This window comes from Streptomyces sp. WAC07094 (assembly GCF_036320405.1).
Lineage (GTDB): Bacteria > Actinomycetota > Actinomycetes > Streptomycetales > Streptomycetaceae > Streptomyces > Streptomyces lannensis.
This window is the reverse complement of the sequence record NZ_JAVMJZ010000001.1, coordinates 3,963,382-3,976,287: the sequence shown is the minus strand read 5'-3', so window position 1 is coordinate 3,976,287 and position 12,906 is coordinate 3,963,382. Positions and strand designations below refer to the sequence as shown.

The 12,906-nt window shown below is 71.8% G+C and carries 9 protein-coding genes; 3 read left to right on the top strand and 6 right to left on the bottom strand.

The features are described from left to right. Positions 1-24: 24 nt before the first annotated feature. Positions 25-870 carry a diacylglycerol kinase family protein gene (locus RCR19_RS17500; RefSeq protein ID WP_331265996.1) on the bottom strand — a complete coding sequence of 282 codons (846 nt, stop codon included), beginning with the start codon at positions 868-870 and terminating at the stop codon, positions 25-27. A gap of 194 nt (positions 871-1,064) precedes the next feature. Here RCR19_RS17500 and RCR19_RS17495 point away from each other — a divergent pair, with 194 nt between their 5' ends. Beyond that, positions 1,065-2,348 (top strand): adenylosuccinate synthase, encoded by a 1,284-nt coding sequence (locus RCR19_RS17495; protein WP_059133545.1) that lies wholly within the window; start codon positions 1,065-1,067, stop codon positions 2,346-2,348. Positions 2,349-2,455: 107 nt separating this feature from the next. Here the strand turns inward: RCR19_RS17495 and RCR19_RS17490 are convergent, their stop codons facing one another. From RCR19_RS17490 to RCR19_RS17475, 4 genes are all read right to left on the bottom strand, one after another. Next, a complete protein-coding gene (locus RCR19_RS17490) occupies positions 2,456-3,106 on the bottom strand; it encodes a hypothetical protein (RefSeq protein ID WP_331265995.1) in 651 nt (216 codons plus the stop codon). 63 nt (positions 3,107-3,169) lie between these two features. Next, complete coding sequence (locus RCR19_RS17485) at positions 3,170-5,626, bottom strand: dolichyl-phosphate beta-glucosyltransferase (RefSeq protein ID WP_331265994.1); 2,457 nt, start codon at positions 5,624-5,626, stop codon at positions 3,170-3,172. Further along, positions 5,623-6,312 carry a GntR family transcriptional regulator gene (locus RCR19_RS17480; protein WP_059133680.1) on the bottom strand — a complete coding sequence of 230 codons (690 nt, stop codon included), beginning with the start codon at positions 6,310-6,312 and terminating at the stop codon, positions 5,623-5,625. Before RCR19_RS17480 ends, RCR19_RS17485 begins: the two co-directional genes overlap by 4 nt. 135 nt (positions 6,313-6,447) lie before the next feature. Next, complete coding sequence (locus RCR19_RS17475) at positions 6,448-7,803, bottom strand: aspartate aminotransferase family protein (RefSeq protein WP_331265993.1); 1,356 nt, start codon at positions 7,801-7,803, stop codon at positions 6,448-6,450. Positions 7,804-7,994: 191 nt separating this feature from the next. Between RCR19_RS17475 and RCR19_RS17470 the strand changes: the two genes are divergently transcribed. Both RCR19_RS17470 and RCR19_RS17465 read left to right on the top strand, forming a co-directional pair. Next, positions 7,995-10,091: a protein kinase gene (locus RCR19_RS17470; RefSeq protein WP_331265992.1), complete on the top strand. Its 2,097-nt coding sequence runs from the start codon at positions 7,995-7,997 to the stop codon at positions 10,089-10,091. Positions 10,092-10,214: 123 nt separating this feature from the next. Beyond that, positions 10,215-11,771, top strand: coding sequence for a substrate-binding domain-containing protein (locus RCR19_RS17465; RefSeq protein ID WP_331265991.1), 1,557 nt, complete (start codon positions 10,215-10,217; stop codon positions 11,769-11,771). A 31-nt stretch (positions 11,772-11,802) separates the two neighbouring features. Here the strand turns inward: RCR19_RS17465 and RCR19_RS17460 are convergent, their stop codons facing one another. Next, a complete protein-coding gene (locus RCR19_RS17460; protein WP_331265990.1) occupies positions 11,803-12,543 on the bottom strand; it encodes an SLATT domain-containing protein in 741 nt (246 codons plus the stop codon). Positions 12,544-12,906 lie beyond the last annotated feature (363 nt).

Here is a 12,906-nt window from a genome sequence, read left to right as displayed (position 1 = left end):
CGATCGGGACGCGGGCAGCAGTCCTCAGCCGGGCAGCGTCAGTCCCCAGGCCGCCTCGCGCACCACCCACGTCCGCGTCCGCACGGGCCCGCCGACCACGGAGTCCGCCCGGTAGCGGAAGTCGGCGCCGGACACCGTCACCCGGCGCCCGACCGCGTTGAGGGGTGCGGCCTCGGCCCCGACCGACACCGGTCGCACCTGGACCTCGGCCACCCCCGGATCGCCCGGCACCACGGACACCCCCGCCACGGGCTGGTCGAGGTCCACGAGCATCAGACCGTCGACCTCCACCCGCAGCCGGGAGGGCCGGGCGGGAGGGAACGCGGGCCTCGGGGGACGCGGCGCCAGCGTGCGGACCAGGGACTGCCGCATCCGCAGCCACGGGCGTCCCTGCGCGGCCTCCTCGCCGACCGGTGCGCCGTCGTATCCGGGGGGCGCGGCCGGTACGGACGGAATCCGCAGATCCCCGAGGACCACTCCGTCGCTGTCGTCCACCAGCAGATCCAGTCGACGTACCGCCCCGTCCAGCACGGCCCGGGCCGCCGCCACCGCCCCGGTGGGCACCCCCAGGGACCGCGCGAGCGTCAGCACGGCCCCCACCGGCACGAACGACAGGCTCGTCGTGCCGAGCTCGCGTCTGCGGTGCAGCTGGGTCACCGCGCGCAGCAGAGCCCGGTCGTCACCCACGACGACCGGCCGCCGGGACCCCCGGCGATCCAGCGCCCGGGCGAATTCCTCCGGGCCGTCCGGGAGGCACACCTTGGCCGCCGCACCCGCGCTGAGCACGTCTTTCGCGATCCGTACCGACTCACCGTCACTGTGACGGGCGACCGGGTCGATGACCACGAGGAGCTGGTCGGAAGTCGCCACCTCGGTCCTGCCTCGCTTCCTCGGGTAGCATCTTTGTGCAAGAGCCCCTTGCGCTATTGCGCCAGGGGCTTCGTCTATTCCGGGGCATCCGGTCCGACGGTTGCGACCGATGACGGTCGCGGTGCACGCGGCGGTGGACCCTCCGCGTACGCCCCTGGCCTTGGACATGCCCCGCCCGGAAGGGGTGTACGCGCGTGCCCGCACTTGTGCTGCTCGGTGCTCAGTGGGGTGACGAGGGCAAGGGAAAGGCCACCGATCTGCTCGGCGGCTCGGTGGACTATGTAGTGCGCTATCAGGGCGGCAACAACGCCGGCCACACGGTGGTCGTAGGCGACCAGAAGTATGCGCTCCACCTCCTCCCTTCCGGAATCCTGTCGCCCGGATGTACACCCGTCATCGGCAACGGCGTCGTCGTCGATCCGTCGGTCCTGCTCTCCGAGCTGAGCGGTCTGAACGAGCGAGGCGTCGACACCTCGAAGCTTCTGATCAGCGGCAACGCTCACGTCATCACGCCGTACAACGTCACGGTCGACAAGGTGACGGAGCGTTTCCTGGGCAAGCGCAAGATCGGCACCACCGGTCGCGGCATCGGCCCGACCTACGCCGACAAGATCAACCGCGTGGGCATCCGGGTCCAGGACCTGTACGACGAGTCGATCCTCACCCAGAAGGTGGAGGCGGCCCTCGACGTCAAGAACCAGGTCCTCACCAAGCTGTACAACCGGCGCGCGATCGCCGTCGACCAGGTCGTCGAGGAACTGCTGGGCTACGCCGAGAAGATCAGGCCGTACGTCGCCGACACGGTGCTCGTCCTCAACCAGGCGCTCGACGACGGCAAGGTCGTCCTGTTCGAGGGCGGCCAGGGCACCCTGCTGGACATCGACCACGGGACCTACCCCTTCGTGACCTCGTCGAACCCGACCGCGGGCGGCGCGTGCACGGGCTCCGGCGTCGGCCCGACGAAGATCAGCCGGGTCATCGGCATCCTGAAGGCGTACACGACCCGCGTCGGTTCGGGCCCCTTCCCGACCGAGCTGTTCGACGACGACGGCGAGGCCCTGCGCCGCATCGGCGGCGAGCGGGGCGTCACCACCGGCCGGGACCGCCGCTGCGGCTGGTTCGACGCGGTGATCGCCCGCTACGCGACCCGGGTGAACGGACTGACCGACTTCTTCCTCACCAAGCTCGACGTGCTCACCGGCTGGGAGCAGATCCCGGTCTGCGTCGCGTACGAGATCGACGGCAAGCGGGTCGAGGAACTCCCCTACTCCCAGACGGACTTCCACCACGCGAAGCCGGTCTACGAGTACCTGCCGGGCTGGCAGGAGGACATCACGAAGGCCAAGACCTTCGCGGATCTGCCGAAGAACGCCCAGGGTTACGTCAAGGCGCTGGAGGAGATGTCCGGCGCCCCGATCTCCGCGATCGGTGTGGGCCCGGGCCGTGACGAGACGATCGAGGTCAACTCGTTCCTGTAGACCGCGGATCCGCCGTCCGCCCCTGCCCTCGGTGTGGCTCCGGCCACTTCCGGGGGCAGGGCGTTCCACGGCCCGTCCTGAAGCCCGTGCGCGGCCGCCGGACCGCCTCAGCTGAAGACGATCATCGAGCCCTGGGCGAGGCTCCGGGTCACCGCCGTGTGCAGGCCCAGCCACACGTGCCGTTCACGCGCGAAGGGGCTCGGGTCGTATGGAGCGGGAAGCGCCGGTTCCTCCAGCTCCGTGGGAGCGGCGGGGGGTTCCGGCGCGGCGGGCGGGTTCGCCGGGTCGATGCCGATGGCCGGGGCCACCAGCTTCAGCTCCCGCAGCAGCCCGTGGGAGGAACCCAGGGGACCGCCGCCCGTGAGGAGTTCGTCGTTCGACAGCGGGTGCGGGAAGTCGACCGGGACGTACGCACCGGCGTGGTCGTAGTGCCAGACCAGATGGGACTGCTGGGCCGTCGACTCGAACATCTCCAGCAGCTGCTCGTAGTCGCCGCCGAGTTCGTCGACCGGGGTCAGGGCGAGACCGCACACCTGGAGCAGGTACGCGCGGCGCAGGAAGTGCAGCGCGTCGTAGTCGAACCCCGCGATCGGGGCCACCTCACCGGTCAGTCCCGGCATGTACTGGTACACCGGCACCGGCGGCAGTCCTGCCTCGCCCAGCACCTTGTCGTAGAGGGCGAGTTCTTCCGCGAACGGATTGTCGGGTGTGTGGCACAACACGTCGACGAGCGGGACCAGCCACAGGTCACAGGCCAACAGTCAGCTCCTCCGGTTATCGGTGTGGTCCAGGCAGAGTAGTGGTCGCGAGGGCGGTTCGCCTCAACCGTGCAGGTCCCATACCCATACTCCGCCGACCCACCTACCCGGCCGCCCCACCAGCTTGTCCACGGCCTGGCGCAGCTGGTCCTGGTACTGCTGCGGGGGCAGCACCAGCACCCCCGCCTTCCAGTAGGCGAAGTCGGCGCGGGCCTGCGCCTGCCAGTTCCTGCCGATCACGGGGACCCGGCCGGTGAAACTGACGTCACGCAGCATGTTGGACGTGTAGCGGGGGGACGCGGTGTAGATGCCGATGCGCTCACTGCCGTAGGGGCCGTTGAAGTAACCGCCGGGCAGCCTGAACCCCAGGCCCGCCGCGGTCTGCCAGTGCAGTGCCTCCGCGTTGCCCGAGTCCGGCAGCGGGATCGGCACGAGCGTCTCGTCCTTGCCGAGGTACGACCTCCAGGTCCCGTCCGCGATGAAGGCGGGCACCTCGGCGCGGTCGACCGACTTCAGCGGGGCCGGGACGATCGGGATGAGGGCCGCGGCGATCGCGGTGAGGCCGATGAACTGGTTGCCGATGTTCGGGGTGCGCACCAGCCGCTCGATCGCCACCGCCAGCAGCATGCCGAGCGCGGGTGCGCAGATCATCGCGACCCTGCCCTCGATGACCGACTCGAACAGGGGCTTGTCCGCGAGCAGGGCCCAGGGGCCGGGGAGCGTGGAGTCGCTGAGCGGGATCCGGAAGCGCGGGCCCAGCGAGAGCAACGCGGCCGCCGCCGCCGTGAACGCCAGCGCCTTGACCAGGACGTGCTCCCACAGCCGCACCACGATGGCGAAGGCCAGGGCCACGAGCGGCCAGCCGTAGAAGGCGTTCTGCTCGGTGGGGTTCAGGGAGAGCGCGCTCGCCCTCGCGTCGTTGCCCGCGACCAGCGAGCGCCCGGCGAAGGAGAGCAGGGCGAGCGGACTGTTGCCCGCGTTGTCCCCGTGCAGCACGCTCTTGTAGCTCTGCGGGCCGAAGAACTGCCAGTACAGGGGCAGCGCGACCAGAGGGAGGCACACCGCCGCACCGATCGCGAGGCCCTTCAGCAGCGGCCGCCAGGCCGCCTTCGCCACATCCGGTCGCAGGACCGCGTATGCGCCCGCGAAGAGCACCATGCCGATGCAGGCGAGCAGCAGCGGCTCCTCCCCGAGGAAGATCTGGTACGCCAGCATCAGCCCGAGGACCACGCCGTTGCGGACGACCCGATCGCCCCCGCACAACCGCAGCGCGCGCTCGATGATCAGCGGGATCATGAACAGCACGATGAAGTTCGGGTGGGCGTTGGCGTGGCTGACCATCGGGGGCGCGAAGGCGGCGAGCGCCGCGCCGACGAAGGCCGCGCCCCGGTGCCGGACGACCCGTTTCACGGCCAGCCGGTACCAGGCGGTGGCCGTGGCGGCCAGCCCGACCGTCATGACGAGGGCGAGGGTGATCGCGGGGCCGAGTAGCAGGGTGACCGGGGTCAGGGGAACGGTCAGGCCCAGCATGACCGTGTTGGCCATGAGGTTCACGCCGTCGGGATAGCCCTGCAGGGCGGTGAAGAGGGGGTTGCGGAGATGGGCCACGTTGTCGGCCGTCACCGCGAAGAACCACTCCCACTGGTTCTGGTCCTGGAGCGATTCCGGGAGGTAGCGGTGGTTCGGGTCGGCCCAGCGGCCGGCGTACAGGCAGACCGCCATCGCCAGGAAAGCGGCCACCGCGAGGAGGTCGGCGGGCCGGACGGAACGGACCTTCAGGGCGGTCAGCTCGGCCAGGACGCGGGCGTAGTCCCACGGGCGGACCTTGGAGCCCGGCTGGTGCGCCCAGCGCACCGGGACCTCGGCGACCGGCCAGCCCGAGCGCCGGAAGTGCTGGAGTATCTCCACGTCGATGCCCCAGCCGCGGAGCCGGGACTCGCCGAAGGCCTCGCGGGCCCGCTCGCCGTCGAAGAGCTTGAAGCCGCACTGCGTGTCACGTATGCCGGGCACGGCTATCCGGCGTATCAGGAAGTTCCCGGCCCGCCCGAGCACTTCGCGAGCGCGGCTCTGGTGCCGCTCTATGGTCGCGCCCGGAGCCGAGCGTGAGCCGATCGCCGCCGAGGGCCCGTCGGCCAGCGCCTTGTCCAGCGCCTCCAACTCCTCGATCGGGGTGGCCAGATCGGCGTCCGTGACCAGCACCCGGCGGCCGCGGGAGGCGAGTACGCCCAGGCGCAGCGCATGGCCCTTGCCCTGGTTCTCGGCACTGGTGACGAGCCGGACGCGCCGCTCGCGGGCCGCGACGGCGGTGACCACGTCGCGGGTGCCGTCGGTCGATCCGTCGTCGACGACGAGGACCTCCCACGGGCCGAAACGGCTTTCGCTGTCGCCCAGATAGCCGACGATCGCCTCGAGGGTGGGGCCGAGCCGCTGTTCCTCGTTGTGGGCGGGGACGACGACGGACAGGTCGACGGAGGCGGCCGGAACGTTCTTCCTGACGTTCGTGGCCTGGGGCGCGCTCATCCGGCCGCCAGTCGCTCGAGGAGGTCGAGGGAGTGCGTGTTGTACGCCTCGATCAGAGCACGTGCCGCAGCGGCGTCGCGGCGGGCGAGCGCGTCGACGAGTTCGGTGTGGCCGGCCCAGAGCCGGCCCTTGAGGTCGGTCACCCTGCGCAGATGCTGAACCGCGCAGACCCACGACTGCACCCGCAGCCGGTGCAGGAAGTCGGCGAGGTAGGGGTTGCCGAACACGGCGCTCAACTCGCGCCAGAATCGCAGGTCGTACCCGATGAGGATGTTCAGCTCGCCCGCGGCGGCCGCGCGCTGGGCCTCCTCGCCGCGGCGGCGCACCGCCGTGAGGGCGGCGGCATGGCGGGGCTCGGTCAGTACCGCCGCGCCGTCCCCGGTGGCGAGGCGGTGGAAGATCCCCTCGGTGACGAGGCTCCGGGCCTCGATCATGTCGCGGTAGTCGTCGAGGGAGAAGGCGCGGACCGCGAAGCCGCGGTGCTGGACGGCGTCCAGGAGGCCCTGGGCCGACAGGTCGACCAGAGCCTCGCGGACGGGGGTCGCGGAGACGCCGTACTGCTCGGCGATCTCCTTCACCGTGAACTCCTGCCCCGGCTGCAAACGGCCGGCCAGCACCTCGTCGCGGAGCGCGTCCGCGATCTGCTGCCGCAGGGTGCTACGGGTAACGGTGCCATTGCCGGGCATCGTGCTCTGGATCCCCCATCCGCGTACGGTCTCGTGTTCCTTATCGAGCACGTCACCTTACGCGGTGGGGGTTCCCTGAGTGCCGCATCCCGTGCGCTCCTGTGCGGCGTGATCCGCCTGCGCGGCGGAGGGCGATCACTCCGTGTACTCGTCCGCCACCGACAGTGCCGCGTCGAGGGCCGCGAGGCCCTCCTTCGCCTCCGTCTCCGTGATGGTGCAGGGCGGGACCACGTGTGTGCGGTTCATGTTGACGAAGGGCCACAGGCCGTGGGCCTTCGCGGCGGCCGCGAAGGCGGCCATCGGCGCGTTCGCCTCACCGGCCGCGTTGTACGGCACGAGCGGCTCCCGGCTCTCCCGGTTCTTCACCAGCTCCAGGGCCCAGAACATGCCCACCCCGCGCACCTCGCCCACCGACGGGTGCCGCTCGGCCAGTTCGCGCAGCCCCGGCTCGATGACCTGGGCGCCGACCACCGCCGCGTTGGCGACGACGCCCTCCTGCGCCATCACGTTGATCGTGGCGACGGCCGCGGCACAGGCCAGCGGGTGCCCGGAGTACGTCAGACCGCCCGGATAGGGCCGCTTGCCGAAGGTCTCCGCGATCCTCCCGGAGACGGCGACGCCGCCGAGCGGCACATAGCCGGAGTTCACGCCCTTCGCGAAGGTCATCAGGTCGGGGGTCACCTCGAAGAGGTCCGCCGCGAACCATTCGCCGGTCCGTCCGAACCCGGCCATCACCTCGTCGAGCACGAAGACGATCCCGTACTTGTCGCACAGGTCGCGGACGCCCGCCAGATAGCCGCGCGGCGGGACCATGATCCCGGCGGTCCCGGGGATGGTCTCCAGGACGACGGCGGCGATCGTCCCGGGCCCCTCGAAGGCGATGGTCGTCTCCAGGTGCTCCAGCGCCCGCTCGCACTCCTGCTGCTCGGTCTCGGCGTAGAACCGCGAGCGGTACAGGAACGGGGCCCAGAAGTGCACCACGCCCGCCGCGGCGCCGTCGGAGGCCCAGCGGCGCGGGTCTCCGGTGATGTTCACGGCCTGCTGGGTACCGCCGTGGTACGAGCGGTAGGCGGACAGCACCTTGGGGCGGCCGGTGTGGATGCGCGCCATGCGCACGGCGTGCTCCACCGCGTCGGCGCCGCCGTTGGTGAAGAAGATCTTGTCGAGGTCACCGGGAGTGCGCTCGGCGATCAGCCGCGCCGCCTCCGACCGGGCCTCCACGGCGAAGGCGGGCGCGAACGTGGTCAGGGTGGCGGCCTGCTCCTGTATCGCGGCGACGACCTTCGGGTGCTGGTAGCCGATGTTGGTGAAGACGAGTCCGCTGGTGAAGTCGAGGTAGCGGTTGCCGTCGTAGTCCCAGAAGTACGACCCCTCCGCACCGGCTACGGCGAGCGGGTCGATGAGGTCCTGCGCTGACCAGGAGTGGAAGACGTGCGCACGGTCCGCGGCCTTGACGGCGGCGCCGGCCCGGGGGTCGATCTGAGGGGTCATGCGGCGAAGCGTAGGTGTCCGGGATACGGACGCGACATCGGCGTCCTGTCTGCGGTCGGGACGTGAACGCGACAGTGTGTCGACGTGGAGGGGCGTTCATGGAACCGCGGGTACCGGGTCGGCCGACTAGGTGTACGGCGGCACTATTCTCTGGCTGTCGCACACGCAGGGGCGGGGCAGGTGACGCGGTGATGGACAGGCTGGGGGCGGGGGACCCGCAACGGATCGGGGCGTATCGGCTGCTCGCGCGGCTCGGGGCCGGCGGCATGGGGAGGGTGTATCTGGCCCGGTCGGACCGGGGCCGGACCGTCGCCGTGAAACTCGTCCGGCGGGAGCTGGCCGAGCAGGAGGAGTTCAGGGCGCGCTTCCGGCAGGAGGTGCAGGCCGCGCGGCAGGTCGGCGGGTACTGGACCGCACCCGTCCTCGACGCCGACACCGAGGCCGACATCCCCTGGGTCGCCACCGGGTACGTAGCCGGACCGCCCCTCCAGGCCGTGGTCTCGCACGATCACGGTGCCCTGCCGGAACGCTCCGTGGGCATCCTGGCCGCCGGACTCGCCCACGCCCTGCAGGACATCCACGCCGCCGGTCTGATCCACCGCGACCTCAAGCCCTCCAACGTCCTGGTGACGATCGACGGGCCGCGGGTCATCGACTTCGGCATCGCCCGCGCCCTGGAGACCCTGGCCGGCGTGGGGCTCACCCGCACCGGCGCGCTCGTCGGATCGCCCGGGTTCATGGCGCCCGAGCAGGTGCGCGGCGACCGCATCACGCCCGCGTGCGACGTCTTCTGCCTCGGGTCCGTGCTCGCCTACGCCGCCACGGGCACCCTCCCCTTCGGTGACGCGAACAGCGCGGCGCATGCGCTGATGTTCCGCATTGCGCAGGAGGACCCCGACCTCGAGGGGCTGCCCGAGGGGCTCGACGACCTCGTGCGGGACTGCCTGCGCAAGGACCCGGCGGCCCGGCCCACGCTCGCCGAGATCCTGGAGCGGTCCGGTGCCGAGGACACGGTCTCCGGCGGCCGGAGCAAGGACCCCTGGCTGCCCGGCGTGCTGGTCGCGCAACTCGGCCGCCACGCGGTACGGCTGCTGGACACGGAGGACCCGGAGGAGGGGACGCGGGCCACCGCCACGGTGCCGGTGACGGCTCCCGGAGGCACCATGGGGCAGGCCGTGGACCCGGGGCACTTCGGCCCCGCAGTGCCCCCCGCCGCCGGTGCCGCCGTGCCGGAGGGCGCGATGGCCGGCGACGGCGCGGAGGGCCCCCGGGTGCCCGGAGCCGAGGTCGGCGGGCAGCGGGTGGACGCGGTGGGCGGTGACGGGGCCACCGGACGCGGGGGTCCCACGGTCTTCGTCGAGGCCGGACCCCAGGATCCCGCGGACCTCATCGAGCGGGTGCCGGCGCCCCGGGGGGCCGGGGCGCCGCTCGGGCACGCTTCCGCGGCCGGCCCGGCGGACGGCACCGACGGCCCGGACACGCCCCCGCCGGTCGGGTCCCGCGAGCTCGAACGGCGGCCCACCGAGGTGGTCCGCGCCGATCACACCTCCGTGCCCGCCCCGCACCCCGCCCACGGTCATCCCCAGCCTCCCGCGTACGGCTACCCGCAGCACGCCGGTGGCCGGGGCGGCGCCACGGACCAGGCCTACGGCCCGACCCCGCCGTACGGGCCGTCCCCCTACGGTGATCCGGGGCAGCCGGAACCCGCGCGCAGAAGCGGCCGCTCCACCGCCGTGCTGATCGTCGTGGCCCTGGTGGTGGCGCTCGGCGCGGGCGGCTCGGTGTTCGCGCTGATGCGGGGCGGGGGGATCGGGACGAGTGGCGGCGCAGCGCCCTCGCACACCTCCGCCGCGCCCACGACCCACGATCCGACCACGCCCGCGCCCTCCAGTCCGGCGAGCGCGAGCCCCACCTCGCCGTCGCCGGCTGCCGGCGCCGTGCCGGACGCCTACCTCGGCACCTGGAACGGCAGCATCGACAACTCGGGCGGCCACAGCACCCGCAGCCTGGTCATCGAGCAGGGCGACGTGGGCGACCCGGTGCTCTCCCTGACCGCGGAGGGCCCGGCGGGCAGCGGCACGTACCACTGCGTCTTCCGGGCGAAGCTCGCCGAAGAGCCCGCCCCCGGCGGCCCGTTGAGGATCGGCCCGTCCACGGTCACGGTCGGCAGCCCCGCCTCGTCCTGCACCCCGGGCGCCGCGACGGAGCTGACGATCCTCCCGGACGGCCGGCTCGAGCGTCTGAACACCAGCACCGGCGAGTCCCTGACATACACGAAAGCGAACTGAACTCCCGTCATCCGCTTGTCCGTTGAACGTCATTCGAACTTCGGCGGGCGACCCCGGCCCGTTTCCGCCCGCAGTCGTACCGTGACCCCACGATCGGCTCCGGGAAGTGGCGGGGGACCCACGATGGAGTGGTTGAGCGCAGAGAACGTCGTGGCCGTGGGGACGGCCTTCCTCGGCATCGTCGCGTCCGGTGTCATGGTCTGGTACGAGCGCCGGGTACCGCGCCGCAAGCGCATCGGCTACCGCGTCCAGATGGACAACCCGATAGGCGACGACGTCCGTTCGGGCCGCGCCAACAGACGTCTCGGCCTCTTCGACGAGACCCCGGGCATGGTGGACGCGACGCTCGTGCTCCTCCGCATCGAGAACGACGGCTCGCAGGGCATCGACCGCGACGACTACACCGGCCCCGAACGCCACGGGCTGACCGCGGTGTTCACCGATCGCACCATCCGCGGTGTCTCGGTCACGCAGCCGACCGACACCGACCACCTCATGGACCACTTCACTCCGGAGCGCGGGTTCGGCTACGAGGGCAGCCGGCTGCGCATCCCGCGGGTACCGCTCAACCACGGCGACCACTTCAAGCTGCTCGTGCTGCTGTCGGGCGGCGACGTGGGCCGTGCGATACGGCTCACGGGCGGCATCCGGGACGGCGAGGTGCACCCCAACCGCAGCGCCACGCCGGACGACAAGCCGCCGCTGTTCAGCCGGGCCGCCCGGCTGATCAGCATCACGCTCACCCTGAGCGTCGTCACGCTCGCCGGCATCGTCATCGCCCGCGACGACAGCCCGCCCAAACCGCCGCCGATGGACTGCGCCCGCGGCTCCCTGAGGATCACCGGGTCCACGGCCTTCGCTCCCGTGGCGCGGGAGGTGGCGAAGGAGTACGAGAAGAAGTGCGCGGGCGCCCGCATCACCGTGGATGCGCGCGGCAGCGAGGCGGGCGTGGGCGAACTCGTCGGACGGGGCGCCAAGTCCGGGGGCTCGCCCTCCGTGATCGCGTTCTCCGACGGCCTCACCGCCGACGGGTCCCGTGAACTCGTCGCGAACCGGGTCGCGGTACTGGCCTTCACCCTGGTCGTGAACAAGGGCATCGACCTGCCCCACGGGTTGTCCCTGAGCGACGTACGGCGCATCTACCGCGGACAGGTCACACGCTGGAAGCAGATCGACCGCCGGCTGCCCGATCTTCCCGTGGTCCTCGTCAGTCGCAACGCCGACTCCGGCACGCGGCAGATCTTCCAGCGTCAGGTGCTGGGCAGTTGGGAGCGCGCCCCCAGCACCTCGCTGGACTGCGTCCACAAGGACGACCGGTCCGCCCCCGTCATGCGCTGCGAACTCGACTCCACGCAGCAGGTGCTGGACAAGGTGGCCGAACTTCCCGGTGCCATCGGTTACAGCGAGCTGAACCTCGCTCTCGGCAACAAGGGTGTGCGCCGGGTGTCCTTGGACGGCGCGGCGGCCTCGGTCGAGGACATCGAGCTCGGCAGGAGCCATTACCCCTATCGCGGGGTCGAGTACGCCTACACCTATCGCAGCCCGGCGGCCGGCTCCCTCGCGGCAGGCTTCCTCGCCTATCTCGGCCAGGGCGTCGGCGGGACCGTGATCCGGGCGCACGGCCATCTGCCGTGCTCCGCGCCCGCGGTGCTTCCGCTGTGCGCGGACGACGAGGGCTGAAGCCGCCGGCGCCGGGTCGCCGCCTGCCCTCTCAGCGCGGTTCCGGCGGGCGCTGCCGGGGCATGTTCGGCCGGGTTCCGTTCGCCGGCGGGAACCTTCCCGGCGCCGTCCCCTCCGCCCGTGGCGCGGTCACCCCCGCCGACTGCATCCCCAGCGGCCCGGACCTCGTACGGAACTCCACCATCCAGTCCGCCGTCTCCGCCCGCACCAGCTCCGTGATGTCCTCGGAGAACCGCCGCAGCACCGAAAGGCACCGCTCCGCCGCCTCCCCCGCGGTCCCCTCCGTCGGCCCCAGCACCTCCCGCACGCTCTCCGACGCCCAGTCGAACTGCAGCGCCTGGAGCCGGCGCTGCACGGCCTGTGCGGTCGCCACGTCCCGCATCCATCCCGACGTCACCCCGAAGAACCGGTCCGCCGCCACGCACGCCGCCCCGAGCAGCAGGGACAGATACGCCCAGGGCGCGACCCCGCCGACCGCGCCGGTCAGATCGAGCAGCGGCAGCGCCGCCCCGCAGACGGCCCCGGTCGCGGCGCCGGCCCGCAGTGCGAGCGCTCCCCGCCGCTTCCACGCGCGGTTCGTGAGGTACCAGGTCGCCGTCTCCAGCGCGCGGCGCTCCACCCACCGGTACAGCTCGTCGAGCTGCTGCGCGGGCTCCGTCCAGTCGCCGTGCGGGAAGGGGCGCCCGGTGAGGTCGTCCGGCCGCAACCCGGTCGCGTCGTCGCCCCGGCCGTCCTGGAGCGGACCCTCGGGCTGCATCTCCGGCTGGCTCACCCGGCACTCCCTCCGTACGGCTGTCACGTTCCGTGATGTACAGCCCGCGGTGCGCGTCGGTTCGTGCACGCTCCGCGATCCGTACGTGACGCGTGGTACTGAAGCGCCTGACCCTTCCTACCGCCCAATGGGTGGCGAGGGCCCGGGTTTCATTGCTTTTCCGCCCGGAAGTGGGCCTTGGTCAGGTATAGACCGGCAGGCGAAGTCACTCGAAAGAGTGCTGACCCGGTTCCTTCCGGGGTCCGGACGGACTACCGGAGCGAGCGTCACGGTGACCACGTAGGCTCGTGCCAGGCGGTAAAAACCCGCCGAGGCAGCGGTACGAAACCGCAACCGCCGTACCGTACGAGACCAGGAGCTGAT

Bases quoted from the DNA above. Each gene is read 5' to 3' on its own strand.
- RCR19_RS17485 (WP_331265994.1), bottom strand. From the start codon at position 5,626: ATGAGCGCGCCCCAGGCCACGAACGTCAGGAAGAACGTTCCGGCCGCC.
- RCR19_RS17480 (WP_059133680.1), bottom strand. From the start codon at position 6,312: ATGCCCGGCAATGGCACCGTTACCCGTAGCACCCTGCGGCAGCAGATC.
- RCR19_RS17475 (WP_331265993.1), bottom strand. From the start codon at position 7,803: ATGACCCCTCAGATCGACCCCCGGGCCGGCGCCGCCGTCAAGGCCGCG.
- RCR19_RS17470 (WP_331265992.1), top strand. From the start codon at position 7,995: ATGGACAGGCTGGGGGCGGGGGACCCGCAACGGATCGGGGCGTATCGG.
- RCR19_RS17465 (WP_331265991.1), top strand. From the start codon at position 10,215: ATGGAGTGGTTGAGCGCAGAGAACGTCGTGGCCGTGGGGACGGCCTTC.